The organism is Candidatus Peregrinibacteria bacterium (assembly GCA_016699145.1).
In the GTDB taxonomy this organism is placed as follows: domain Bacteria; phylum Patescibacteriota; class Gracilibacteria; order UBA1369; family 2-02-FULL-48-14.
In genome coordinates, this window is sequence record CP064962.1 from 1 (window position 1) to 24,923 (window position 24,923).

23 protein-coding genes are annotated in these 24,923 nt (G+C 47.0%); 10 read left to right on the forward strand and 13 right to left on the reverse strand.

What is annotated here, in order from left to right:
- The first annotated feature begins 186 nt into the window (after positions 1–186).
- The 3 genes from IPG41_00005 (at position 187) to IPG41_00015 (ending at position 1,867) form a co-directional block, all read left to right on the forward strand.
- Positions 187–411, forward strand: coding sequence for a hypothetical protein (locus IPG41_00005; protein ID QQR54952.1), 225 nt, complete (start codon positions 187–189; stop codon positions 409–411).
- Positions 412–429: 18 nt separating this feature from the next.
- Positions 430–1,245, forward strand: a complete 816-nt coding sequence (locus IPG41_00010; protein ID QQR54953.1) for a hypothetical protein — start codon at positions 430–432, stop codon at positions 1,243–1,245.
- A 76-nt stretch (positions 1,246–1,321) separates the two neighbouring features.
- Positions 1,322–1,867 carry a Type 1 glutamine amidotransferase-like domain-containing protein gene (locus tag IPG41_00015; protein QQR54954.1) on the forward strand — a complete coding sequence of 182 codons (546 nt, stop codon included), beginning with the start codon at positions 1,322–1,324 and terminating at the stop codon, positions 1,865–1,867.
- Between the two features lie 512 nt (positions 1,868–2,379).
- Here IPG41_00015 and IPG41_00020 read toward each other — a convergent pair.
- The 5 genes from IPG41_00020 to IPG41_00040 form a co-directional block, all read right to left on the reverse strand.
- Complete coding sequence (locus IPG41_00020) at positions 2,380–3,696, reverse strand: cysteine--tRNA ligase (GenBank protein ID QQR54955.1); 1,317 nt, start codon at positions 3,694–3,696, stop codon at positions 2,380–2,382.
- The gene (locus tag IPG41_00025) at positions 3,693–3,938 is read right to left on the reverse strand and encodes a YggT family protein (GenBank protein QQR54956.1); all 246 of its coding nucleotides are present in this window, start codon (positions 3,936–3,938) and stop codon (positions 3,693–3,695) included. Before IPG41_00025 ends, IPG41_00020 begins: the two co-directional genes overlap by 4 nt.
- 48 nt (positions 3,939–3,986) lie before the next feature.
- Positions 3,987–6,125 carry a fibronectin type III domain-containing protein gene (locus IPG41_00030; protein QQR54957.1) on the reverse strand — a complete coding sequence of 713 codons (2,139 nt, stop codon included), beginning with the start codon at positions 6,123–6,125 and terminating at the stop codon, positions 3,987–3,989.
- A gap of 65 nt (positions 6,126–6,190) precedes the next feature.
- Complete coding sequence (locus IPG41_00035) at positions 6,191–7,327, reverse strand: SpoIIE family protein phosphatase (protein QQR54958.1); 1,137 nt, start codon at positions 7,325–7,327, stop codon at positions 6,191–6,193.
- Between the two features lie 21 nt (positions 7,328–7,348).
- A complete protein-coding gene (locus tag IPG41_00040; GenBank protein ID QQR54959.1) occupies positions 7,349–9,673 on the reverse strand; it encodes a HEAT repeat domain-containing protein in 2,325 nt (774 codons plus the stop codon).
- A 33-nt stretch (positions 9,674–9,706) separates the two neighbouring features.
- Here IPG41_00040 and murJ point away from each other — a divergent pair, with 33 nt between their 5' ends.
- Positions 9,707–11,281, forward strand: a complete 1,575-nt coding sequence (gene murJ / locus IPG41_00045; GenBank protein QQR54960.1) for a murein biosynthesis integral membrane protein MurJ — start codon at positions 9,707–9,709, stop codon at positions 11,279–11,281.
- Here the strand turns inward: murJ and ribD are convergent.
- From ribD to rpsB, 5 genes are read right to left on the reverse strand one after another with little or no spacing between them, the layout of a single operon-like run.
- Positions 11,243–12,241 (reverse strand): bifunctional diaminohydroxyphosphoribosylaminopyrimidine deaminase/5-amino-6-(5-phosphoribosylamino)uracil reductase RibD, encoded by a 999-nt coding sequence (gene ribD, locus IPG41_00050; protein ID QQR54961.1) that lies wholly within the window; start codon positions 12,239–12,241, stop codon positions 11,243–11,245. The two genes, murJ and ribD, sit on opposite strands and share 39 nt — an antisense overlap.
- A complete protein-coding gene (locus IPG41_00055; GenBank protein QQR54962.1) occupies positions 12,238–13,437 on the reverse strand; it encodes a bifunctional 3,4-dihydroxy-2-butanone-4-phosphate synthase/GTP cyclohydrolase II in 1,200 nt (399 codons plus the stop codon). The genes ribD and IPG41_00055 overlap by 4 nt, the downstream gene beginning before the upstream one ends.
- A 9-nt stretch (positions 13,438–13,446) precedes the next feature.
- The gene (gene tsf / locus IPG41_00060; GenBank protein QQR54963.1) at positions 13,447–14,208 is read right to left on the reverse strand and encodes a translation elongation factor Ts; all 762 of its coding nucleotides are present in this window, start codon (positions 14,206–14,208) and stop codon (positions 13,447–13,449) included.
- 20 nt (positions 14,209–14,228) lie between these two features.
- A complete protein-coding gene (locus IPG41_00065) occupies positions 14,229–14,852 on the reverse strand; it encodes a hypothetical protein (protein QQR54964.1) in 624 nt (207 codons plus the stop codon).
- 18 nt (positions 14,853–14,870) lie between these two features.
- The gene (gene rpsB, locus IPG41_00070; GenBank protein ID QQR54965.1) at positions 14,871–15,569 is read right to left on the reverse strand and encodes a 30S ribosomal protein S2; all 699 of its coding nucleotides are present in this window, start codon (positions 15,567–15,569) and stop codon (positions 14,871–14,873) included.
- A gap of 712 nt (positions 15,570–16,281) precedes the next feature.
- Between rpsB and IPG41_00075 the strand changes: the two genes are divergently transcribed.
- Genes IPG41_00075 through IPG41_00095 form a run of 5 tightly spaced genes read left to right on the forward strand, consistent with a single transcriptional unit; the run spans position 16,282 to position 21,084 of the window.
- Positions 16,282–17,814 carry a hypothetical protein gene (locus IPG41_00075; GenBank protein QQR54966.1) on the forward strand — a complete coding sequence of 511 codons (1,533 nt, stop codon included), beginning with the start codon at positions 16,282–16,284 and terminating at the stop codon, positions 17,812–17,814.
- Positions 17,815–17,860: 46 nt separating this feature from the next.
- Positions 17,861–18,448: an ATP-binding protein gene (locus IPG41_00080; GenBank protein QQR54967.1), complete on the forward strand. Its 588-nt coding sequence runs from the start codon at positions 17,861–17,863 to the stop codon at positions 18,446–18,448.
- Positions 18,445–18,816, forward strand: coding sequence for an STAS domain-containing protein (locus IPG41_00085; GenBank protein QQR54968.1), 372 nt, complete (start codon positions 18,445–18,447; stop codon positions 18,814–18,816). The genes IPG41_00080 and IPG41_00085 overlap by 4 nt, the downstream gene beginning before the upstream one ends.
- A gap of 6 nt (positions 18,817–18,822) precedes the next feature.
- Positions 18,823–19,911, forward strand: a complete 1,089-nt coding sequence (locus IPG41_00090; GenBank protein QQR54969.1) for a glycosyltransferase — start codon at positions 18,823–18,825, stop codon at positions 19,909–19,911.
- A gap of 33 nt (positions 19,912–19,944) precedes the next feature.
- On the forward strand, positions 19,945–21,084 hold the full coding sequence (locus IPG41_00095; GenBank protein ID QQR54970.1) for a glycosyltransferase family 4 protein: 1,140 nt from the start codon (positions 19,945–19,947) through the stop codon (positions 21,082–21,084).
- On the opposite strand, the gene IPG41_00100 is transcribed toward IPG41_00095, so the two are convergent.
- From IPG41_00100 to IPG41_00110, 3 genes are read right to left on the reverse strand one after another with little or no spacing between them, the layout of a single operon-like run.
- Positions 20,971–22,188 carry an AI-2E family transporter gene (locus IPG41_00100; protein QQR54971.1) on the reverse strand — a complete coding sequence of 406 codons (1,218 nt, stop codon included), beginning with the start codon at positions 22,186–22,188 and terminating at the stop codon, positions 20,971–20,973. The two genes, IPG41_00095 and IPG41_00100, sit on opposite strands and share 114 nt — an antisense overlap.
- A gap of 2 nt (positions 22,189–22,190) precedes the next feature.
- Positions 22,191–22,697 (reverse strand): hypothetical protein, encoded by a 507-nt coding sequence (locus tag IPG41_00105; GenBank protein QQR54972.1) that lies wholly within the window; start codon positions 22,695–22,697, stop codon positions 22,191–22,193.
- A gap of 33 nt (positions 22,698–22,730) precedes the next feature.
- Positions 22,731–23,372, reverse strand: a complete 642-nt coding sequence (locus IPG41_00110; protein ID QQR54973.1) for a YggS family pyridoxal phosphate-dependent enzyme — start codon at positions 23,370–23,372, stop codon at positions 22,731–22,733.
- A gap of 9 nt (positions 23,373–23,381) precedes the next feature.
- Here IPG41_00110 and der point away from each other — a divergent pair, with 9 nt between their 5' ends.
- Positions 23,382–24,860 (forward strand): ribosome biogenesis GTPase Der, encoded by a 1,479-nt coding sequence (gene der / locus IPG41_00115; protein QQR54974.1) that lies wholly within the window; start codon positions 23,382–23,384, stop codon positions 24,858–24,860.
- Positions 24,861–24,923: the final 63 nt, after the last annotated feature.

Below are 24,923 nucleotides of genomic sequence, written 5' to 3' on the forward strand. Positions count from 1 at the left end.
CAGTCTAACAAGACCATGAGCAATTAAAGACTCAAGCAAATTTTTCTTCATTGGCATCAGGCATTGGCATGAGTGGTCTCGCCCGTAACTTCTGAAGGCACAAGGCAAGGAGGTGACTGGGAGCGATTCCGTACGCAGTTCCACCATTGAAGGTTGCAGGAAAGGTTTCGCCATCGCCATCGGGCCGTGGTACATCACCTCGATCCAGAAATCGACTGCGTGATTTACAACGGGGCCATTCCCGACACCAATCGTGAACTTCAAAAAGCCCGTGAACTCGATATTCCCGCACTCACTTATTTCCAAGCCCTGGGAGAAATGTCTCGCGACTACCGTGTGATCGCTATCGAAAGCAGTCGGCAAAACCACCACCACCGCCATGCTCACCCACATTTTGGAAGCCGCCGATAAGAAGACCCCACCGTTATTGTGGGCGGCAAACTCAAGAATTCGGAAACAAAAAATGTGCGCGTGGGTGAGAGCGATTTATTCGTCGTGGAAGCCTGTGAATACCGCCGCAACTTCATGAGTCTCAATCCCGACCTCCTGGGCATCACCAATATCGAACTCGACCATCTCGATTACTTCAAAGATCAAGCCGATTATGAAAAAGCCTTCAATCAACTCGCTGCTCAAAGTGAAGAAGTGCTGTGGCCGGACGATTTCAGTGAATACGAAGGGGAGGTGGGAGTGCCCGGTCAACACAATCTTGCAAACGCCGGCCTCGCCGCCGCGCTCGCGCGCCGGCTCGGCTGCCCCGAAGGCGCCATTGCCCAAGCCTTGAGCGACTACCAAGGCGCTTGGCGCCGCTTCGAATTTAAAGGAGAAACCCTTTACGGAGCAAAAATTTACGACGACTACGCCCACCACCCCAGCGAAATCCGTGCGACCTTGGAGAGTACCCGAGAAAAATTCCCAGACGCTCGCCTCGTAGCCGTTTTTCAACCCCATCAATACAGTCGAACCGCAGCCCTGCTCGATGATTTTGCCGAAGCCTTTGAAGACGCCGACGAAGTGCTCATCCCCAATATTTATGCTGCCCGCGACACCGACGAAGACAGGCGCGCAGTTTCCGCCGAATCCCTGGTCGATGCCATTGCTCAGCATCACGACAACGTTCACCACGAAGCCGGCCTCGAAAACACCGCCTCTTACCTCGAAGACTCTCTCGAAGAAGGCGACGTGCTCATTGTGATGGGCGCAGGGGATGTGAACACGATCATTCCTTCTCTTTTAAACGGATGAAGCTTTATCTCTCTTCGTACAAACTGGGCAATGAAGCCGAAACCCTCAAAAGTGGTTATCTTCCACGCAAAAGCGAGTGGGCTACATTTCCAACGCGTTAGATTCCGCCGAAAACGACGAAGAGTGGCGAACTGAATTTACAGGCGAAGACAAAAAAGAACTTGAAAACTTAGGCTTGAAAGTCGAAGAACTTGATCTCAAAAATTATTTTGGCCAAAAAGAGAAACTGCGTGCAAAACTTCAGCAGCTCGATATGCTATGGGTGAGTGGAGGCAATACTTTTATTCTAAGGCAGGCCATGAAACTCTCAGGTCTAGATGAACTTTTACAAGAACTTCGAGGGAATGCTTCTTTTGTTTATGGAGGCTACAGCGCAGCAGGCTGTGTTTTATCTCCAAACCTTGAACACCTACAAACGGTCGATGACCCCACCCAACACCCTTATGCGAATTTTAAAGAGACAATTTGGGAAGGACTTGCTTTTATCGATTATGCTTTTTTACCTCATTATGAATCCGACCATCCTGAATCGGCAGACATCGATAAAGAAGTCGCTTACTGTGAGCACAACAAAATCCCCTACCGTACACTTCGCGATGGGGAAGTGATCCTTCTCTTTTAATAACTCACCACATACAAAATGTCCCTCTTCTACAACCGCACGGAGACCGCTAAAGAAATAACGATTGTTTATAAATACCAGGCTCTCAATTACATTGTAATTTTGGCCCTCATTTTCATGCCAGTATTAACAGAGCCCTTTCTTTCTCTCATTTTATTAGCAGTCATTTCCATAACCCTACTGGCACAAATTATAGGGAAGTGGTCTCCAAACCAAGAGATTAAACGGGCCATGAAAGAGGGGTGCGTCAAAATGTCCGGTTCAAAATTTTCCCTCAAAAATCCACTGACTGTAAGAATTGAGAAATAGTTTATGTAAAAATCAAACTGAATGAAGCAGTAATCCTTATCTCCTAGCTCTCCCCGCTTTGACCCTTTATAGAATTCAAGAAAAAAAAGAAACAACTGGCGCAAATGTTCACGGAGCTCAATCAAGACGACGAAACTTTAGCCTTGGCAGAGGCAGGCATGGGGGATTACAAAGCACAACTCACGATCAACTAGAGCCCACCTCTAAATCCTCGGCCTCACTGTGCTCTCGTCTTTTTTGTCTTCCACGTCATAACCGAGCGCCGCGAGTTGATTGCGTAAATCGTCGCTTTTTGCCCAGTCTTTTCGAGCACGAGCGTCAGCACGCTCAGCGAGCAAAACCTGCGCCTCTTCGCTCACGATAAAATCCACAGGCAAAACATGCAGCACTGCATTCACGGCCTCCAACGTGGCCTGTACCTTTGTGGGTTCGGCCTTCATCCATTCATAAATCACCGAAAGCGCGCCTGCCACATCCACATCGTTGTCCATTTTTTCTTTCAACGCCGCAATCAGGGTTACCTCCGCTTCAACCGAGCCATCCAAATGATTCAAATAAAATTCATCCATGCCTTTCAAAGCGCTGCGGGCTTGCTCCAGCATTTCAATCGAATATTCAATGGGGGAGCGGTAATGTGTGCCCAATAAAAAGAAGCGCACCACACGAGGATGATAACTCTTAAAAATTTCCTTCAGCGTGAAAAAATTCCCCAGCGACTTGCTCATCTTTTCGCTGTCCACCGTGATGTAACCGTTGTGCATCCAAATGTCCGCAAGCAACTCACCGCTGGCCGCTTCACTCTGAGCCAATTCACATTCATGATGAGGGAATTTTAAATCCAGCCCACCGCCGTGGATATCAAAATGGTCGCCCAAAAGCGTAGAACTCATGGCGCTGCATTCAATGTGCCAGCCTGGACGCCCATCGCCCCAAGGGCTTTTCCAAAACGGCTCACCTTCTTTCTTGAATTTCCACAGCACAAAATCTTGATGATTGCGCTTGTCTTTGCGTTCTTCCACTCGAGCCCCTGCATTCAATTCCTCCAACTTTTGATGAGACAATTTTCCATACGCAGGAAAAGTCGTGATATCAAAATACACACCGTCTTCCAAAACATAAGTGCAGCCTTTTTTTTCAAGCGTTTGAATGATGGAAATCATTTGCGGCACAAATTCAGTCGCACGAGGATTGTGCGTAGGGGCTTTCACGCCCAAGGCTCCGTAATCGGCTTTGTATTCAGGAATGATACGCTCAGCCAACTCATCCACACGGATGCTTTCTTTCGCAGCCCTATCGATCATTTTGTCATCGATGTCAGTGGTGTTGAAAGTAAAAACCACTTCGTAGCCTGAAAACTCCAAAAAACGTCGAATCACATCAAAAGCCACGGCACTGCGTCCATGCCCCAAATGCGCAAAATCATACACAGTGGGGCCACACACATAGATGCCCACTTTTTCACCAGGCTTTTTTTTAAAAGCCACTTTTTCACCTTTCAAACTGTCATAAAATTGAATCATAAATAGGCATTGATGAGGGAACGGATGATTTGCATCAAAAGGAGCAAAATGAGCGGTGAAAAGTCCAGCATGCCCATTTGTGGAAGCACGCGTCGCAGCGGAGCTAAAAAAGGCTCCGTGCATTGGTTTAACAGTTGTACCAAAGCGCCTTCGGTTCTAAACCACGAAAAAATCACCCGCAAAAAAACAAGCACAATCAGCAGGTCGATGAGAATATTGAGAGTTTGCTTTAAAAAATCCATACAAAGATGTGCATGGATATTAGAGGTTAAGTCAAAAAAAAACCAGAGCTATGCGCGTGCACGTCGTCTCAACATCACATAACCGAGCGCCCCCAAAGTGCTGAGCAGCACCAAGGCATTCATGGCCGGTCCCGTTTCAGGAGTTCGATCCACATCTTGATCCAGCGTCGTAGACACAGGGTAGGTGGGCACCGTACTGCTTGGAGCACTTGCGCCTTCTTTCATTTCAGGCACCCCAAGCACGGCTTCACCCGCTTCACTTTCATTGCCCTCCACATCCACCGCTGTCACGGTGAAATAATAAAGTTCATTGGAGAGCAAATCACTGATGGTCCAATGTGTGGAGGAATCGGTGGTTTCTGAAACGGCAAAGAGCGCCGCTGGGGAAGGTCCGTAATAAACACGATAATAAGCCAAAGGGAGCGTACTTTCAGGGGTCTCCCAACTCAAAGCCACTAAACCGGGTCCACCGGTCGCACTGAGATTGGTCACGCTGTTCACCATTTTTTCCAAAGCGGGTTCTTGAACGGGCTCCTCATCTTCCACAGGTTCTTCTTCCAAGCTCACTTTCAAAAGAGCTTCATCTCTATATTGCACCTCATTGCCTAAAGCATCCGCAAGCAGCACATCAATAGAATACTCTCCCTCCATTGAAGGAGCGACAAGCAAAACTTCATATTTTCCAGGACTGCTGCTTTCTTCCATACCGTACACTTCACCTTCAAATATCACAGAAGCCTCTTCCAAATCGGCCTCGCTGAGCACCACCACTTTCACATTCCCCTCGGGTTCCACTCCATTTTCAGGATCCATGCTGAGGGAAACCAATTGAGGAGCAGTGCTGTCGATACGCACGCTCTCGTTGCTCGATCTTTCCACCAACGCACCCTCTTCATCTCGAATTTCTACATAAATTTCATAATTTCCATCCTCTAAATTTTGAAGAGTGTAGGCAAAACTGTTGTCGAATTCAATATCCGCTTCACCGGCTTCTTCTTCATTCACAAAAATAAAAGCATGGTGGCCGTATTCCGCTTCACCTTGAATTTCAAGTGTGCCGGAAGAGTAACTACCCGAAGCAGGACTGATGAGTTCAAAGTCTCCTTCGCGAGCAAAATCGGTGGTTTCAAAATCGGGGTTGTAATCGACGCTAGCGTCTTCTTCATTAAGCACTTCCGTGCTGGCTTCGCCGTTCACTCGCACGTTGTCGAGGTCAGTCACGCTCAAAGTTTGCTCCCCGAGAGTGACAAATTTAACGCCCAAACTGAAGGAGTGTTCGCCTTGGTCTTCCGCCAAAAAAGTATAATCGTTGGGCAAGTCGGCCTGTTCATCACTCGAAGAAAAACGAATGCTTCCCGTATAATCTGTCACGGTGAATCCTTCTTCATCAATGGCTTTCACAGTCACACTCAAAGAGTCACCCGTGAGACTTTCATCGTCAAGCCCAAGAATCACAAAGGCATCCACAGGCCCACTTTCAGCGAGTTGCACAGAAGGTTCTAAGAGCAAGCCCTCCGCAGCCACTTGAGCCGGACCCAAAATGGGCTGACCTAAAGTGGAGTCAAAGAGTTGAATTTGAGCAATGCCTTCCGAGGAACCCAGTACCGAAAAGTTCATTTGTCCTTTTTCATTGGTCACAAATTCCGAACTGAACACTTGGACAGAAGGGGAGTCGGCAGTGGCATACAGGGCATGTCCCATCACAGGATTGCCATAGGCATCTTTCAAAAGCACGTTCATTAAAGTGCTTTGTCGACTGGAGAGGACACTGCTGCTGAAATGAATGCGAGACTGAGCAAGATCGGGTTCAGCCGCCACCACCTCAAAACTTTGGGCAGCAGTGAAAGAGTTTCGTTTTTTCTCATAACCCGCTTCCAAAGCATAAGTCCCAGCGCTTTGAAATTCATTGCCGGGCAGGGTTAAAGTTCCCTGACCTTTTTCGTCCAGTTCTACAAGATAAGTTTTTGCGAGTCCATTCACACTGGTCAATTGCACCTCCACGTCCGCTTGAGCTTCACCTTGCAAGATCACTTGTAAATCGCTCCCAGCCACGGTTTCATCCACTTTGGCCAGGCGCAGTTCCTCCGCAGGATGCAGCATTTTCAAGCCCCCGAGCAGCGTCAAAACACCCAACACGACCGCAAGAAGGCGCAAAGTTTTGTTTTGAAGAAGGAAAGAAGCTGCCATACGTACTGAGTTCAATCCGTCCATTATAGCAAAAAATAAGCAAAATCACAAGTCTCTAGAGGCCTCTAGAGAGTAGAACCCGCATTGTGCCAATCGGTAGAGGAAGTTTGAGTACTGGAGTTTTCACAATGTTTCAGCACAATCAAAGTCATGTCATCGAGTTGAACCTCTCCTTCCATAAAACGTCCCACATCGATGGCGATCTTTTCAAACAGTTCGTTGGGAGTGCTTTCTTCACTCGCTTGGTTTTGAATAAAATTCGAAAGACGAGCAAGTCCATACACTTCACCTGTCATGTTTTTAGCTTCCACAATTCCGTCGGAATAAAGCACCACAAAATCATTTTCTTCCAGCACCAAATTTTGTTCTTGCACATAGGCCTTATTGTCCGCCAGCATGCCCACCGCAATCCCACCCGCTTTCAAACTTTGAATCTGCCCATTTTTAGGTTTAAAATGGATCAAATATTCATGACCGGCACCACTCCATTTTAGAGTATGCTGATGAGGCAACCACTCCATTAAAATCATGGTCATGAACATGGTCGGTTTGAGATGAGGTTTCAAATATTTATTCAAGTTCACCAAAATATCCGTCAGCGAATTTTGAAGATCAATAAAGGTCTCAAGCAGTGCATCCACCATCACCATCACAATTCCCGCCGGAATGCCGTGCCCGGTGGAATCTCCAATATAAATGAAATAACGCTCACCCTTTTTATAAAAGTCAAAAGTGTCTCCACCAATTTCAGAGGCAGGACGAGTTTTGGCACTGATGCAAAGCCCGGGAATGGCAGGGGCTTCTTTAGGGATCAGCAACTGTTGAATTTCTTGAGCCGAATCCAATTCTTTGCGTAAACGTTGATGGTTTTTGACTTCACCCGAAATATTTTCAAGATTCCGCGTCACTTCGTTAAAGAAGTGAGCCAAAACACCCACTTCATTTTGCTTGGTGGTCATCACTCGATGGTAGGGCCTACCGGTGAGCAGCGCCTTCATTTCACGGATGATTTTTTTGAAAGGAAGCGCAATGAATTCATAAAAACCCAAGGCAGCCAGCACCGTAAAAAGACCCAAAGCAATGCCCAGACGTCCGCTCTCAGAAACATGTTCGGCAGTGAGAACCCAAATCGCCGCGCAAAACACACTTAAAATAAAGAGGAATAAGACATAAAAACGAAAGAGGTGGCGGCGGAAGAACATCGAACTCCATTATAAGGAGTTCTAATCCGTCGAATCAAGTACCTTTTGAACCTGATGGGCCTCGTGATGGGCTGAAATTTTGGAATAAAGCAGAGACAAAGTCTCCAAATGTTCTCGACTGAGGTCCTGCAAAGTCTTCCCTTGGTAGGGGGCTAAAATTTGATGAATGGTATCTGAAACATAATGATGAAAGGCAAAATTCACCTCCGCTGCAAAGCGACTCGACAAAGAGCCCAGCACCGAATTCATTTCTTCAAACCATTCGTGACTGGGGTCCAAAAAACGATGGATGAGACTGGGAATCACCTCTACATCTTCCAATTGAGCCAAGGACAAAAGAGCGGCTTTTTGCAGATTTTTATCTGAGCTGGCAGTCAGCTCGTGCAAAAGACTTTGGGCCGGTTTATAAACCACTTCGCCGGCAGCAACAACGCCCGCTCGCACGAAATCTTTTTTGGGACTTTTGAGCATTTGCTCCAAATGATGTACTAGAGTGCTGTGCATAGATTCATCCTTCCACAAGGCCACCAAAGCCGCGGCTCGCACTTCAGGGTCTTTATCGTCCAAAGCAGGAGCTAAATAATATTTCAAATTGGGATCGCTGAACAATTTGAGCATGCGAATGAGCTTTGCCCGATGAGCAGAATCTTCGTTGAGTCCACGAAGTACAAAGTCCGTAAAACGCTCCGCATTCATGGTGAAGAGACAATCGACGAGCGCTTCCCTCACAAGAGCATCTTTTTCCAAAAGCAAATGCGCCTCCAAAGTGTGGAGCACGCGAGTGCGAGTGAAAGAATGAGTGAAGGAAGGCTTTTTTAAAATTTCAAAACCATTCAAAGCTTGAATCACGGCAAAACGCAGACGATCGGAGGGAGAATCGAGCAAAGTGAGCAAAGTCTCCACGGCTGTCACATCTTCTCTAAGCCCCAGGGTATGGATGATTTTTTCTTTGAGCACCAAGGGTTCTTGTGGCCGTTTCAAAATGCGTTGCAAAGAACTAGCCAACGGACCGTGGCCCTTTTGACCTAAAATTTCTACCGCATTGAGCCGAGTGGATAAATCCAATTTATGGCTGAGGTTGTGTTCACACATTTCGGTGTAATGGCCAGACATGCGGCGTAGGAAAAAGCCCATGGTGGCAGCAAAAATCAAAATCAAAACGTTGAGCCCCAAAACCATGCGAGCGTCCTGAAACAGCAGCGTAATGCCGAGCACGCAGCCGGTTCCCAAAAGAGCTCCTAAAGGCTTGATCAAACCTTGCAAGACTTCCTTTGCATCGTCTCTGAGTTCATGAGGAATGGCATAATAAGTGGAGTCGTAACCGTTTTTAAAGAAAATATTGGTGAATTCAAAACCTCCCTTTACAAGAGCCGCACTGGCAAAACTGTAATGATAAGTCATGGCGAGTACATTCAAAATCACTCCAATCGGGTGCAGTAGCATGCTCCAAACCACTCCCAAGGAAGTGAGCACCCGGCTGGCCGCAATGAGCTGAATAAAAAGAGCCACTGAATAAAAAACCATGTGCAAAGTTCCCAGTCGAGTCGTGAGATCTTCTTCGTAATGTTCACTGTGAGCCACGGCATTTTGTAAAGCATTCGTGTATTGAAATTCCACAACATTCATCACGGCCAAATGCAAACACACCACAATCAAAAGTCCTTTCAAAAAAGGAATTTTCTTGAGTTCTCTGAGTCTATTCAATAATTTTTTAGGAGCATGCACTCGGCCCTGTTCCAATTTAGGCACTTCTAAAGTTCGAGGATTGAAGAGCAGCACTATGGGCACAATAAGGAGTAGCAAAATCACCCAAAGCACCATGAATTTGTAAGCCGGAAAACTGTGCGAAAAAGTGCTGAGCAAAAATCCACCGATGATTCCTCCTAAAGTTTCAGCCGATTCAATCACGGGGAAAACACGTTGGCTTTCTAAGGGTGAAAACAGCTCTTCATTGAACAAAGAAATAAGAATGCTGAGCTGAGTGACAAACACCGCCTGGCCAATCATGTAAAAAACAAAAAATATGCTGTTGCCTTGAGGTAGAAATGCGACGGATGCAATCAAAAAAGCCGCAGAATAAAGCACGGTGTAAGTGATCAAAAGTTCCCGCCGTACACGGTGCAAAAGCGGGCGGTAAAGCACGGTGCCCAGCATGGCCAAAAGAGCATTCCCCAGAAAGAAAACCGGCAAAAGCTGAACCCCAATTTGACTCAAAAAAGTGGCTAAAAGAATGGTCGAACCAATAATAAAGCCGATGCGAGTCAAAAAAGTCATGCTCCAACTCACCAAAAGGCGCGGCCATTCATGATTTTGCAGGTTGAGTATTCGATTGAGAGTGGCGAGCATGGATGAAATAATTCATAGTATTATAACATATTTTTGACAGAAATGGAAGGGCCGCCCTGTCCTTCTCCTCAAAACTTTGCTAAAATTCCAGACGTGCTTGCTTTCTTAAAAAAAGATCCAGTGCGTTTGGGGGTTATTCTTTTGGCCCTTTCTTCCTTAATCAGTCGTGCATTGGGGCTGCTCAGGGACTTGGTTTTTTCCTCGATTTTTGGGGTAGGAACACAGGCTGGTCCTTTGGCCCTGGATGCCTATTTTGTGGCCTTCAAAATTCCAGACTTTCTCTACACGCTGCTCATTTTTGGAGCCATGTCCGCCTCTTTCATCCCGCTTTACACGCAATTGCGCAAAAAAGAGGGACAAGACAAGGCCTTCGAATTCACCAGCCAAGTGCTCACCGGTTTGATGGGCCTTTTACTCTTTTGTTCGCTGCTCGGCTGGCTCACCGCTCCTTATCTCATTCCTCATTTGGCTTCCGGTTTCGACCCCCAGCTTCAATCCTTGGCCGTGACCCTGACTCGCATCATGCTTTTATCGCCTATTTTCATGGGACTCAGCAGCATTCTGCAAGGAGTCGAAAATGCCAATAAACGCTTTTACGGAACCGCTTTGGCTCCTGTTTTTTATAATCTTAGCATCATTTTAGCTGCGCTCATTTTTGGCCGCACTCATGGAGTTTACGCTTTGGCCTATGGAGTGGCTGCCGGCGCTTTTTTACATTTTTTAATTCAAATTCCCGGTGTCTATGCCAGCGCTTACCGTTATCGTTTTCACTTCAAATGGAAGGACAAAGCATGGAGGGAATTTCTCGCCTTGAGCGTTCCACGCCTGCTCGGCATTTCTTCCATTCAATTGGCTTCCATTGCAGACGTTTTTTTAACAAGCTTTCTAAGCGTGGGGAGTCTTTCGGTTTACAACTACGCCTTCAACTTGCAAAGTTTGCCCTATGGAGTGGTGGCCCTTGCCGTATCCACCGCCGTTTATTCCAGTTTGGCAGAGCAAGTCGATGAACCTCAGCAGTTTATAAACTCCTTGCGACAAAGTCTTTCTCAAATTCTATTTTGGGTTTTACCGGCAGTGCTGGGCCTATATTTGCTTCGAGAGCCATTGATTGAACTGCTTTTAGAACGCGGCGCTTTTGATGCCGAGGCCACGCAGCGCACTGCAGAAACTTTGAAAATTTTTGTTTGGACCGCCTTGCCACTCAGCTTCATTCCCCTGTTCACACGAGCTTTTTATGCCTTTAAAAAAACCTTTTTCCCGGCCAGCGTGGCTTGTGTATCGATGGCGGGAATCATCCTTTTCAACAGCCTGGGCATTTTCGTTTACGGAGGGGATTTAAAAACCTTAGCCCTGGGAAATGTGCTGGGAACGACTTTGAACGCCTTGCTGCTTGTTTTAGGTTTAGCACAGCACTTCAAACGATCCCCCTTGCATTTTTTGGATGCAAAAAAACTCAGCATTCAAATCACTTCCTTAGCCGTAATGATCGCGGTTTTGATGCAAAGCGAATCCCTGCCCTTACTCCTGCAAATAAGCCTGGCCGCGGCGACTTATTTGGGACTTGCACTCTTATTGAATACGGCCCTTCAAAAGAAGATCCGGACCTAGTTTTTTATGAGTCACCTCTTCAAGCGTGAAGGGCAAATCTTCGTCTAAAAAATCCAAAGCTTTTTGGCCCAAAAACACCGGAGCCATGAGCAATTGAACTTCATCCACTGCCTTGGCTTTTACAAAAGCCGTGAAGATTTTTTGCCCCCCTTCCACTAAAAGAGAATGCACATTCTGCTCCGCCAACACTTTCAAGATTTTTTTGATGGAATTTTCTTCCAAAACCAACACATTTTCGTCGCGAAAAATCTGCAAAGCAGAGGGGAGGGGACGATCATCTTTTAAAATCACACGCAAGGGGTCCCGTCCCGGCACCTCACGCACCCCCAAATGAGGATCATCAGCGAGCACGGTGCCCGCTCCGACCAAAATGGCCTGATGTTCATGGCGCAAACCATGCACATAACGTTTGGCCGCCGCGCCGGTGAGCCAGCATTGTTCACCCCGTTTGACCGCAATTTTTCCATCCAAACTCAAAGCCGCTTTAAGGGTCACCCAAGGGCATCCCGTTTCATGGAAATGATAAAAAAAGCGATTGAGTTCTCGCGCTTGTTTTTCCAAAAGTCCCACTTCCACTACGACTCCTGCCTCTCGCAAACGAGCCAGTCCTTTGCCCGCCACTTTAGGGTTGGGATCTTCGGCGGCCACCACCATTCGCTCAATTCCACTCGCGAGCACCGCCTCCACACAAGGAGGCGTTTTTCCATGATGGCAACAAGGCTCCAAAGTCACATAAAGCGTTGCACCACGCGGATCCAGCCCCTTCGCCTCACAGTCTCGCAAAGCCTCCACTTCAGCATGAGCCGCACCGTACTTCGTGTGATACCCCTCACCGATGCGCTTCCCGTCTTTCATCAAAATCGCACCCACCATCGGGTTCGGCTCGGTCCAACCCCGCCCTTTTTCAGCCAAACGCAAAGCACGGTTCATCACCCACGCATCAGGAGGGATCTGGATCATACGTGATTCAATAAATGACCCAATTTATCTTTTTTTGTTTTCAAATAGGCACGACTGCTGGCTCCAGGTTTAATTTCTAAAGGCACTCGCGCCGTCACTTGAAGCCCATGCCCCTCTAGACCCACGATTTTTTGAGGATTGTTGGTCAGCAAATGGATGGTATTTAAGCCCACATCTTTGAGCATTTGAGCTCCAATGCCGTATTCACGCAAGTCCGCTTTGAAGCCGAGTTTCTGATTGGCCTCCACCGTATCCATGCCTTTGCGCTGCAAAACATAAGCCTTGAGTTTATTGATGAGCCCAATGCCACGCCCTTCTTGTCGCAAATACAAAAGCACTCCTTCACCTTTGGCGGCAATTTGCTTCAAAGCGGCATCCAATTGTGCTCCACAGTCACAGTGTTGTGAATGAAACACATCCCCGGTCATGCACTCGGAGTGAGCCCGCACGAGAACGTTTTCTTTTCCCTCCACCTCTCCTTTCACGAGCAAGATGTGTTCGCTGGCATCAATGGCATTGCTATACACCATGATTTTAAACTCTCCATAGTCGGTCTGTATGAGCGTCTCCACTTCACGAGTCACCAAGTGCTCCTTGAGTCGTCGATACGCAATCAAATCTTGAATCGTGATCATCTTTAAATCATGAGCTCGAGCAAATTCCAATAAATCGTCTCGGCGAGCCATTTCACCATCGTCTTTAATGATTTCACAAATCACACCTGCCTCCGAAAATCCTGCAAGGCGAGACAAATCCACGGCCGCCTCGGTATGGCCCGCGCGCACCAAAACCCCTCCTTTGCGAGCTCGAAGAGGGAAGAGGTGACCCGGCTTCACAAAATCGCGAGCAAAGCTTTCAGGGGAAGCAAGGGCTTGAACCGTCTTCGCACGGTCACTGGCCGAAATTCCGGTCGTGGTACCCGCCTTCACATCCACCGAAATCGTGAAGTTGCATCGGCTGGTCTCTGCTTCATCACCCGTCATGGGGGGCAAATCCAAACGATCGGCATCTTCGGAATTCATGGGAACACAAATCAGTCCGCGCCCAAACTTCATCATAAAATTGATGTGAGCTGGAGTACAAAGCTGCGCCGGCATCACCAAATCTCCTTCGTTTTCACGATCTTCGTCGTCCAGAACAATGAGCATTTTGCCCTGACGGAGTTGGTCGAGTGCATCTTCAATGGAGGTCCACATAGGACGCCACTATACCTCAAAGCGCCAAAACCCTTCAATCTTTTCACCGCTGAGCAAATCCTTAATCAATTTTTCAGGATTTTTTACAAAAGCTTGAGTCAAAAGGGCAAACTCTTCACGGAATTTCTTTTCCTTACCTTCCATGATTTTTTCGATGATGGCATCGGGCTTGCCTTCGGCTTTGAGCTGTTCCGTCCAAATTTCCTTTTCCTTAGCAACGAGTTCAGATGAAATGTCTTCAGGGGAGAGGTTTTTGGGGTTCATTGCGGCCACGTGCATGGCAATGTCGCGCACCGTTTCTTCGTCACCGCCACTGGCAGAAACAATCACTCCAATGCGGTTGTTCAGGTGGGTGTAAGCTGCAAGCTTGGGTCCACTCACCACTTTTTTGTCGCTGATCACCACTTTTTCTCCCATCGCCATTCCAAGTTCAGAAATGTCTTGGTCAAAATTGGCATCTTCCCCTTCACGGAGCAGTTTTTCAGCAAGCTCCTGAGCCCTTTTCAAGAAATCAGGGTTTTTCGCTACAAAATCGGTCTCACAACCGAGGGCAATCATCGCGGCTTTGTTGTCTTGTTGCACGATGGAAACCACTCCATTGGCCGTGGCACGATCGGCGCGTTCAGCAGCCTTGGCGGCTCCTTTTTTGCGCAAAATTTCAATGGCCATTTCTTCATCGCCATTCGCTTCTTCTAAAGCGGACTTACATGCGGACATAGAGACCCCGGTTCGTTCACGGAGACTTTTGATTTGATCGATAGAAACTGACATAGGTTTTTAAAATTCAAAAATTAAACAGTAGGAGCAGCCGGAGGCGTAGGTTCAACAGGTTTAGGTGCCTCAGGTGCAGGCATCGGAGCTGTGGCCACGGGAGCTTCTGGGGCTTTCACAGCTTCGGGCATCGGAGCTGGAGTAGGTTCTGGGGTTGGAGCCGGCTCCACAGGAGTTGGAGTAGTCACAGGTTCAGGGCTTGGGGCTGGACTAGCAACAGAAATGCTGACAGCCACGGGGGTGACTACGGAAGCAGCTGGGGCAGCAGGGCTCTTATGAAACCACTTTTCAAGCGGAATCTTTTGACCGATTCCAGAAGCGAGAGGAAGCACGGCTTGTTTTCCATTCCAGGCTTGCCAAAGGGCAAACAGAGTCATGAGGGTCATCAGTACACGAGCTGCCCAGAAAATAAGACCAAAAAGGCCCAGCATGCCAATCGGCATGACAAAAGCAAGAATTTGAAGCACCAAATAAATCGCCACGTCCACCGCAAAAATGCCGGCAGCATTTTTAGCATGCCAAACATAAGAGGGATTGTCCCCGTGTTTCATCATGGTCCAAATGAAAAGAGGACCAATGTAAGCAACGAGAGCGTGACCATCCTTTGCAGGAGTGGGAGCAGGCATTTGTAAAGTTTCAGTCATAAAGCGTGGATTTAAGAATTATTTACGGTTTTTTCGAAGCCCTTCTTGAACAGCACCGCCCAGTTCTCCAACAAAGAATTGGATAGCCTTGATGGCATCGTCGTTTCCAGGAATCACATATTGAATTCCATCGGGATCGGCATTGCTGTCCACCACACCCACGACGGTGACCCTCATTTTAATGGCTTCTTGCACAGCGATTTTATCGCGGTGGCAGTCGAGCACAAACACCGCATCAGGCATGCGTTCAAGAGACGCCACACCCCCCAGCGCGTTTTCCAATTTCTCAATTTGCTTGTTGAATTGAACCACTTCTTTTTTGGTGTACTTGTCGAAACCGCCGTTTTCACGCTGTTCCTTGAGGTCGAGCATGTACTTCACACGAGAGCGGATGGTCTTGAAGTTGGTCAAAAGACCTGGAATCCACTTGGAAGTTACAAAAGGCATTCCGCATTTTTCAGCGGCCTCTTGCACAATTGCCGTGGCTTGAGGTTTGGTGCTCACAAAAAGCACTGTTTTTCCATTCATCGCTGCAGCGGTGAGGAATTCTTTGGCCGCCATCAAGCCTTGATAGCTTTGATTGAGGTCAAAAATATGCACTCCATTTTTTTTGCCGTAGAGGTAAGGAGCAACCTTAGGGTTCCACTTTGCGGTCTTGTGACCGAAGTGAACGGCATTTGCAAGCATTTCTTGCATGACTTTTTTCTGATCGGACATGGTTCCTTGGGGTTAACGCTTCGCACCGTCACTTTCCACCGAGGATCCCCTCAAAGAGCAGGACAGGAAGGCAGAATCAGGAGCAAAACTGAGATAAATACACGCCGATTATACTCATTAACTCCTGTTTTGCAAGTCCCCCTAGCATTTTCAAAAACAATGTGTTACAATTATGAGATTTAAAACTTTAAAAGGTTCCACTCCTATGCCCGATCAAACAAAAAAAGAAATTCCCATCAATGACGTTGAACGTATTACGAATACGGTCAATAGAATTCCAGTCGATCTAGATGTGAAGGTAGCTTTGGAAGGGAAACTAGACACCAAGGGCCTTGCCGATGTGAAAGCAAAGATAGGGATACCTGATACTTGCAAGCTTACACTTGTACAGAATGGAACCTTTACAAAGTTGCTCACCAAGGTGCTAGGGGAAGATGATTTCAGTCAATTGAATCAGAACCAAAAGTATTTTTTGGCAGTTTTAGAACTCATCCTAGAGCAGCAAGGCTTAAATGCGGGCAAAGTGCTTCCAGAAGACGAAATTTCTTTTGATTTCACTCGAGGAACTTTTATATGGACTAGAGGTGGAGAATACCTCGATGGAGGAGATTTACATCTAAAAAATCGCGCTGAAGCTATAAAAGCCACTTCCAGCGATATACAAGCTCTGAATGAAAAGTTGTTGAAAGAGGGAATACTCACCGAAGCCTTAATGGCATACAAGGACGACCCAAGTTTTCAAGCCAGAAAGAACTATCTAAAACAAGAAGGTTTTTGTGAACTAGTCAACGCATATTTACTCCATAAAAATCCGACTGCTCAAGCAATAAGCCCAGAAAATTATAAGGGCACGCCTGAACAAAATTTAGCCTATTTGCAAGCTTATTTGAATTTTGCAGAAAAATATCGCCTCCTTCCAAATACAGGAGGAGTTTCACCAATGTCTGCTCTAGAAGGCAAAGGAGAGGAAGTGCCAGTCATACGATTGGAACTAGGAGTTATTGAGGGCAAAGCCCCCGAAGTAGCAGTCCCCGAAGTAACAGTTGAATGGGAACCAAAGGAGGGACCATTCATTGAAATTCAGCCAGAGGATGTAGAGAAAGTAACAGACTTGGATGGCAATTCTTACAAAGAACCTGAGCCTAAGGGAAACGATACTAAACAAGAAGGAGAAGGGAAGAAAGATGAAGGGAAGAAGGGAGAAGGAACGGAGGGAGAAGAAAAGAAGGAGGAAACTCCTTCAGGTGAAACTCCTTCAGGTGAAACTCCTTCAGGTGAAACTCCAGAGGAACCCGAAGACCCTGAAGCCACTAGGGAAACTAGGAAAACAACGAATGATGCAATACAGGCCCCATTTATTCTAGAAGAATTCGATCCATACGCAGACGAAGAGCAGTTACCCGTTGGCACTAAAGGGCAAAAAAAAACAATTGTACCGGAAACTGCCGAAGCCATTGAAAGCATGAATCCACTGAAGGCAGAATGGGAAAGCATCACAGACAAGTTTAAGGAAAACTATCCTAATGCAGGGATACAAGTAGCTTCTCTCGAAGAGGTACAATTGACCAAAGACCAATGGTCTGAGTTAGGAATTCAAAACTCTGAAAGAAACGGTATCGATAGAGAAAATTCAAAAGTAGTTCTGTTGAAAGGTTCTGGAGGAGAGCGCAAAGTCTTTATTATTGTTCAAGAAGGAGGGGCATCCTACCTCGACAAAGGAGTCACAGCCGTGATAGAACGAGGACCAATTCCCCCTCGATACATCCGAGGAAGTCAGGGAGAAACGATTACTTACCTCCAAGCCATGGAACAGATTTCAGAGACAGAAGGATGGAGCGTATTAACCGGATTAAATCTGGCCGCTGAAGAATTGGGATTGGAAAGATCGCCTTCCGAAGGAGATCAAGAAGCTTGGGCAGATCCGTGGAAAGTCATCTCCAAACTGGAAGGTTATGCAATGGAGGCATATACTTCCCCCAGTGCAGGCCTGCTCCTAAGACTGGACGAAGCAAAAGAGGAATTAGAAAAACATGAAGTCCAAGCAGCTTGGGAGAAAACATTGGGGGCAGATCTTGCCACACAGAAAAGAGAAGAAGCGCTCAAACTGATCAGACAGACGGAACTTCAACCTGCGATGCTTACTGTCAAAGCCGGCTCAACAATTTTCAATAAAATTGTTGAAAAAAGAATAGAAAGGGAAATAAATAAAGAAGATAAAAAGCCAAAACAAGAAAATGAACAATAGAAAAGTAAAGCTTTGTAATCAAGCCCCCTGCCCCCTCCCCGCCACCATGGATCCACTCCCTCAAGAACTCGAACAAACGGTGCCTCAGGCTCAAAAAGAGCTGAGTACGGCCGAACAAATTCCTTTGGATGAACGTCCGACGGAGATTCGCATTGCCATTCCAACTCAAGCCTATTTTCTTTCGGGTATTCGAGATTTTGTAGTCAATTTGACCAAGAATCTTACGGGTTTTTCGTCTCAATGGGCTTATCGCTTTCAAGCTGGTGTGGATGAACTGTGCAACAACGCCATCGAACACGGCAGCAAGGCTGGGGAGTTCATCAAAATCACTCTCATCAGCACCAAAAATAAATCGCTAGAAGTGATTGTAGAAGACACAGGCACGGGTAAAGACAAAATCACAGCAGAACAATTGACCGCTTTGCTTCAAGAGCGCCGTCAAATGATGGGCACTCAATACCTCGGTTTTCGCGGTCGAGGCCTGCCTAAAATCGTGGGGGAATGGACCGACGAATTGATTTTTGAGAACACCGCTGAAGGTGGAATTCGCGTAAAAGTAAAAAAATATTTACGAAAGGAAGAGGACAAGGTAATCTCATCCCAGCAAAATTCTCCTAGCCATCTCTACGTATGACCGACGTTCAAATCACCATCGAAGATCTTTCAGGTGCCCCTCAAGGCAAAGTGCTCAAGTGGATTCGCATTGTGGGCCAATTGGATGAAAGCAACGTGGATGAAAAAGCCAAAGCCATTTATCAAATCATTGAAGGGGCGCCTCAAGGGCTCAGCTTGATTTTTGACTTCACAGGTTTGGAATACATGAACAGCAAATCCATCGGATACTTGACCGATTGGTACAGCAAAGTTTCTGCCAATGGAGGAAAAGTGGTGATCGCCGCTGCCCGAGAAAACATTCTCGATATTTTACAAGTGGTGGGACTCACTCAACTCATTCCCGCTTACGCCACGCTTGACGAAGCAAAACTGGCCGTGCTTCAGTAAGCACCGATGCAAGCTTCATTCGATTCATTAAAGGTTGCCTTGGTGTGCGATTGGCTCACCGTTTTTGCTGGAGCAGAGCGAGTGATTTTAGAATTCCACGAACTTTTTCCAAATGCGCCCATTTACACCACGCTTTATAGCGCTAAAAATTGTCCTCAATTTGCCAAGGCTGAGGTGCGGGAATCCTGGCTGCGCTTCATTCCAGGGGCACGCCGCTTTCATCGTCTCTTTTTGCCGTGGATGCCCAAAACCTTTGAGACCCTAGATTTGGATGGCTACGACTTGGTGCTTTCTTCCTGCCATTCCACTTCTAAAGGCATAGTCACTTCCCCTCGAACCTTGCACGTTTCGTATTGTCATTCGCCCATCCGTTATGTGTGGGATCAATCGCATCGTTATCAAAAAGAATTCAAATCATTTGCTCCTTTTCGGTTTTTATTCTTGCCTTTTTTGAATCGCTTGCGCATCTGGGACCGTCTTGCTGCCGAACGGGTGGACGCTTACCTGACCAATTCCCAGTATGTGGCGCAGCGCATCCAAAAATATTACGGCCGCTCCAGTAAGGTCATTGCGCCTCCGGTGGATCTCTTTAAATTTTCACCTTACGAAGGTCAAAGGCAAGATTATTATTTGGCCGTGGGACGACTGATTCCTTACAAGCGTTTTGATTTGATCGTAGACGCCTGTCGAAAAGCCGGTAAAAGTTTAAAAATCGTCGGGACAGGGCCTTCCTTAAAAAACCTTAAAAAACGTGGCTCGGAGCAAGTGGAGTTTTTAGGCAAAGTGAGTGACGAAGAGTTGAAAACCATTTATCAACATGCAAAAGCCCTCATTTTTCCTCAACTGGAGGATTTTGGCATCGTGCCATTAGAGGCCATGGCCTGTGGCACGCCTGTCTTAGCTTACAAAAAAGGAGGGGCGCTAGAAACCGTAACGGAAAATGTTTCAGGCCTGTTTTTGAGGAGCAAAATGTGGACAGCTTGGTGGATGCCATCCATCGTTTTGAAAAAAAAGAATGGAAGCCTGAAGAGGTGGCGAAAAGCGTGGAATCTTTTTCTTCTTCTCGATTCAAATCGGAACTTCGTCATTTTTTAGAAGCAGAATGGAATTCTCATCAGAGCCGCTTGCATGACTGAACCCCTCTGTATCGCCATCGATTTGAGACCTCTTTTGGATCCCAACGAAAGTGGAGTGCAAGTTTACGTGCGCAGCATTGTGAAACGCCTTCTTCAAGACAGGTCCATCGACTGGCTGCTCTTTTACCAAGCACGCAAACCTTGCCCACGCATCCATACCTTGTTTCCACAAGTGCTGCACTTGCCGCATTCCAATAGCAAGTTTCATTTGGCCGCCGCGTTGCATTTTTCCAAACTGCCCAAAAAGTATTTCCCAAAAACGCCCGACCTTTTGTGGATGCCCGACCGGCGCCCTTTTTACCGGTGCCCTTTCCCGGTCGTAATGACCGTGCACGATCGAATTCCAGAGAAAGACCGCAGCAGCCTTTCTTTAAAAAGTCGCCTTTGGCACCGCCTTTTCCCTTTAAAACGACTTTTAAAACTCAGCGATGGGCTCTTGTTCCCCAGTTTAACGGTGGCCCAAAGCCTCGCTTTCAAAGGTCCCAAGGAAGTGACTTACGAAGGAGTAGAACCTTTTGTAAAACCCAAACGTCCTCAAAGTTTATCCAGCGCCATAACGGCTAAAAATTTTTATTTGGCCCTCAGCCCCGCCGATCCTCGTAAACGCTTGGAATGGATCGCAAGAGCCGCCGCTCGTTTCCCAAAAATGAATTTCGTAGTGGCTGGTTTGAAACCCAAAGACTCACGTTTTAAAAAGCTCGAACTCACTCGCCACAAAAACCTCCATTTTTTATCTTTTGTGAATGAAGAGGAGAAAACTTGGCTCTATAAAAACGCCAAAGCTCTTTTGGCCTTGAGTCGAGCCGAAGGGTTCGACTTGCCTGTCCTCGAAGCGGTGCGGGCCAAGTGTCCCGTTTTGCTTTCAAACATTCCTGTGCACCACGAGCTTTATAAAAATGCCGAGTGGATTCAAACAGAAGAAGATCTTTGGAAAGCCCTTTATTTGGGGCAAAAGGGCAAACTGAAAATCCCAACTCCTCGTGGCAACTACAACTGGGATTTCGCAGCTCAGCGCACTTTACTTTTCTTTTTGCGCGTACTCCGTCACGAAGATGGAAAGCGTGGTCGCCACTGGCACAGCCATGATCATGCCCACGACACCCAAAGTTTCGAGCCCAATGAGCATCGCTAAAATAATGATGATGGGGTTGAGCCCAACGGCTTTTCGCATGACCAAAGGCACCAGAATGTGTCCTTCAATTTGTTGCAGCAGCGCAATAAGACCAATCATCCAAACAGCCAACCAAGGGGATTCGTTAAAGGCCACTAAAACGGCTGGAATTCCTGCGGCAACGGGGCCCACGACAGGCAAAAGTTCTGCAATACCCGTCATCATGGCCAAAGTGAGCGCATTGTCCACACCCAAAATCAAGAGTCCGATGAGACTCATGCCAAACATCAGAAACATGAGCGTGAGCTGTCCTTGCAGCCAAAATCCAACCTTATTTTGAACTGTTTTGATTTTGTGAGCAATGTAATCTCCATGCTTGGAAGGGAAGAGGGAGATAAAAAATTCGCTCACCGAGCGTTCGTTCACCACCAAGAAGAAGGTGAGCACCAAAACCATCACAAAGTTGATCACTCCATTGAAAATAACTTTAATCGCTCCGAAAGTATTGCCCGCCACAGCTTCCAATTGAGTGGAAAGATTTTCCAAAGAACCTTTGATTTGGGCCACCACGGTTTCACGATCGATTTGATTCAAAAAGTCTTGAATGGCCGGTTGAATACTTTCTCCAAAAGGCAGATCCAGTTCATTGCTGCTCAATTTGTCGAGAATGGTCGTCAAACTGTGTGCAAGCTCAGTGAGCTGGGTGGCCACCAAAGGAATGAGTTGCGAAATGAAGAACACCAAGAGGAACAACAGTAGTAAATACATGCCCAAGACGCTGACCGCTCGAGGAACATGTCGTTTTTCCAAGAAATCCGCTGCCGGATTCAAGGCAGAAGCAAACAAAATGGAAATGAAGAACAATATAATAACAGAACTGATCTCTGCCAAAAACTTACTCAAAGCCATGAGCACCAAAACAGTAATGGTCGCTTTGGCCACGTTGCCAATCGAGAAGTAAATGAACGTTTCTCCTGGCTTCGCTTTTTTACTTTCAGGGGCATGAGGCTTTCGTACTGGATGCAGTTGAGCCTCACGTTCATCCTTCAAATTCTTTAAAGTTTTTCTTAGACTTTTTAGATTTTTACTGGTGAATTGAATGAAGTTTGAAAGATTTTTTTCCATGGCTATTGGGTTACAAGAAGAAGAAGAGCATTGACAATGAACCAAGAAACCAGCACCAAAACATAACCACCAATCGCATACGTAATAATGGTTTTTCCTTTTTCTTTGTCTTCAGTGACGGCGCCCAAAATATAATAATATCCACCCACCACAATCATCAGCACCACCAAAATACCCGCCACATTGATGACAAATTCCAGGGCATAATTGATGAAATAAGGCAACATCCAAAATTGCATGTTCCCAGATTTGAGGGCGCAAGTGAGCATTTGCTCGGAACTTACGACAAAGCCATCAATCGTCTGAGACTCAGGCATTCCGTTATAACCATTTTCTGCATAGTCGGCAGTCCAAAGCTCCACCATGTCAAAACACTGCGCGATGCTTAAATTGTCCGCAACAGAATCGTCCCCTCCCGGCAAAAGCCCTGTTGCCGCTTGGCTGAGAGGAACTCCAAAAAGCATCAAAATAAAGACGGAAAGAGGAAGGAACTTTTTAAGAAAATTCATGCAAGTGCGTGTGAATTCACTTTAGAGGCTAAGTCAAAAAAAGACCAGGCCTTTGGGCAACCCTTCTTCAAAAAGCACCGTGCCCAATCGTAGCAAGGTGGCCCCTTCCTCAATTGCCAAAACATAATCTTGACTCATCCCCATAGAACATTCCGGCAAGGCTCCTTGCAAAGACTTTAAAAGCCGAAATTGCTGACGTGCAAGCTCAGGTTCACGAGTGGCCATGCCCATCACGCCTTCCACTTTGAGGCCCGGCAAAACCCAAGCAGCTTCCAATAAATCCTTAAAAGCTTCAGGGGAAACTCCACTGCGTTGCGAAAGGCCCGACACATTCACTTCAATATAAATGCGCAGAGTTTTTCCCAGCTTCAACGCCGCATCCGAAAGTTTTTGTGCCTGCTCTAAATTTTCTACGCTTTGTACCCCATCAAAAAGTCGAGCCACGTCCTTAATCTTGCGCGATTGCAACTTGCCAATGAAGTATTTTTCAAGCCGCTCAAACCTGTCACCAAGCAAAATGCGTAGCTCCTCGAATTTTTCCGACGCCTCTTCCACCCGATTCTCTCCAATGCGAAAAAGCACGGGGTTTTCGCGCAGCAACTTCACAATTTCAGCCGCGCTGCGTCCTTTAGTCACGGCAAGCACCTTGTACCTGGAAGAAGAATCCGTTATCATCTGCAATATATGTCAGCTGTCGTCGCCATTGTAGGCCGCCCCAACGTGGGCAAGTCAACCCTCTTCAATCGTTTGGTCGGTAAACGCCGTGCCATCGAATCCAATATTCCCGGGACCACTCGCGACCGTCTTTACGATAAAACTCTCATCGATGATTATGAAGTTCTTCTGGTGGACACGGGGGGGCTGGAACTGGGTAAAGAAGGGGAAAGCATTGAGGCCAGCGTGCAAGAACAGTCCCACATCGCCATCGACGGCGCAGACGTGATTCTTTTTGTGGTGGATGTGCGTGAAGATCCCACGGCCGAAGATTTTCATGCCGCAGACCTTTTGCGCAAATCTAAAAAACCCGTATTGCTTGTAGCCAACAAATGCGACAACCCTCGTTTTGAGGAACAACGCTACAATCTTTACGAACTCGGTTTTGGCGAACCCATCCCTGTGACCGCGCTGCACTCTTTTGGCATTGATGAACTCGAGAGTCGCGTGGGCGACGAACTCAAGGATCAAGGCTTTGAACGCGATGAAAAAGCCGCAAAACCCCATGAAGAACGCATCCGCATCGCTTTTTTAGGCCGCCCCAATGTGGGCAAGTCCACCATGGTCAATGCCCTGTTTGGTAAAAAAATGGTCGTGGTTTCAGATGTGCCCGGCACCACCCGCGACGCCACCGAAATCGACTTTGAATACAAAGATTTCAAATTCACCCTTGTGGACACCGCCGGCATTCGCCGTCGCGGAAAAATTGAACAAGGCATCGAAAAATACAGCATCCTGCGCACCATGCAATCGGTCGACGAAGCCGACATTTGCGTGCTCATGCTCGGTTTCGACGAAGGCATCACCAACCAAGATTGCCACGTCAGCCAATACATCCTCGAACAGAAGAAAGGACTCATTCTAGTTGTAAACAAAATGGACCTCGTTGACCCAAAAAAACGAGATCAAGGGGAGCACATGTTTGTGCACCGGCTCAAAACCAAAATGGCTTATTTGCCCTGGGCACCTGTCATTTTTGCCTCCGCGCTCGAACGTCGCAACATTTTCCAAGTGCTGGAACTCAGCGCCGAAATTTCAGAGGAGCGCCGAAAAACCGTTCCAACGAAAGATCTTCGTGTGTGGCTGCAACTGGCGCTCGACAAACATCCACCCAACATGTCCCGAGGTAAGCACCGCTTCACCGTCTCCAGCGTAGAACAAGTCAGCACACAACCTCCGACTTTCGTCTTTCGCTGCAATTGGCCCGAAGTCATGCACTTTTCCTATGGACGTTATTTAGAAAATGGCCTGCGCGAAACCTTTGGCTTTGTGGGAACCGCCCTCAAACTCATTTTCCGCAAACCTGGGGATGAAGGCAAGCAGCACAGAAAGGATGAAGCTGCGGTTGAAGCCGACGACATTGTACTGACCGAAGAATTTGCAGGCAGCGAACTTCCCACCGAAGAAGAATTGGCTGAAGGGGAGGAGGATTTTTTTGAGGAGCAGTAGGGACTACGTCAAAAATTATGTTGACAGTAAGTGTAAGCTGTGCTTTAATAACAAACCCTAGCA

Excerpts from the sequence above, each read along its gene's own strand:
- IPG41_00085 (QQR54968.1), top strand. The coding sequence starts at position 18,445 with ATGACCGACGTTCAAATCACCATCGAAGATCTTTCAGGTGCCCCTCAA.
- IPG41_00090 (QQR54969.1), top strand. The coding sequence starts at position 18,823 with ATGCAAGCTTCATTCGATTCATTAAAGGTTGCCTTGGTGTGCGATTGG.
- IPG41_00030 (QQR54957.1), bottom strand. The coding sequence starts at position 6,125 with ATGGCAGCTTCTTTCCTTCTTCAAAACAAAACTTTGCGCCTTCTTGCG.
- IPG41_00040 (QQR54959.1), bottom strand. The coding sequence starts at position 9,673 with ATGCTCGCCACTCTCAATCGAATACTCAACCTGCAAAATCATGAATGG.
- der (QQR54974.1), top strand. The coding sequence starts at position 23,382 with ATGTCAGCTGTCGTCGCCATTGTAGGCCGCCCCAACGTGGGCAAGTCA.
- IPG41_00065 (QQR54964.1), bottom strand. The coding sequence starts at position 14,852 with ATGACTGAAACTTTACAAATGCCTGCTCCCACTCCTGCAAAGGATGGT.
- IPG41_00020 (QQR54955.1), bottom strand. The coding sequence starts at position 3,696 with ATGATTCAATTTTATGACAGTTTGAAAGGTGAAAAAGTGGCTTTTAAA.
- IPG41_00055 (QQR54962.1), bottom strand. The coding sequence starts at position 13,437 with ATGTGGACCTCCATTGAAGATGCACTCGACCAACTCCGTCAGGGCAAA.
- tsf (QQR54963.1), bottom strand. The coding sequence starts at position 14,208 with ATGTCAGTTTCTATCGATCAAATCAAAAGTCTCCGTGAACGAACCGGG.
- ribD (QQR54961.1), bottom strand. The coding sequence starts at position 12,241 with ATGATCCAGATCCCTCCTGATGCGTGGGTGATGAACCGTGCTTTGCGT.
- IPG41_00095 (QQR54970.1), top strand. The coding sequence starts at position 19,945 with ATGACTGAACCCCTCTGTATCGCCATCGATTTGAGACCTCTTTTGGAT.
- IPG41_00080 (QQR54967.1), top strand. The coding sequence starts at position 17,861 with ATGGATCCACTCCCTCAAGAACTCGAACAAACGGTGCCTCAGGCTCAA.
- IPG41_00110 (QQR54973.1), bottom strand. The coding sequence starts at position 23,372 with ATGATAACGGATTCTTCTTCCAGGTACAAGGTGCTTGCCGTGACTAAA.
- IPG41_00035 (QQR54958.1), bottom strand. The coding sequence starts at position 7,327 with ATGTTCTTCCGCCGCCACCTCTTTCGTTTTTATGTCTTATTCCTCTTT.
- IPG41_00100 (QQR54971.1), bottom strand. The coding sequence starts at position 22,188 with ATGGAAAAAAATCTTTCAAACTTCATTCAATTCACCAGTAAAAATCTA.
- IPG41_00075 (QQR54966.1), top strand. The coding sequence starts at position 16,282 with ATGGCATACAAGGACGACCCAAGTTTTCAAGCCAGAAAGAACTATCTA.
- IPG41_00105 (QQR54972.1), bottom strand. The coding sequence starts at position 22,697 with ATGAATTTTCTTAAAAAGTTCCTTCCTCTTTCCGTCTTTATTTTGATG.
- rpsB (QQR54965.1), bottom strand. The coding sequence starts at position 15,569 with ATGTCCGATCAGAAAAAAGTCATGCAAGAAATGCTTGCAAATGCCGTT.
- IPG41_00025 (QQR54956.1), bottom strand. The coding sequence starts at position 3,938 with ATGGATTTTTTAAAGCAAACTCTCAATATTCTCATCGACCTGCTGATT.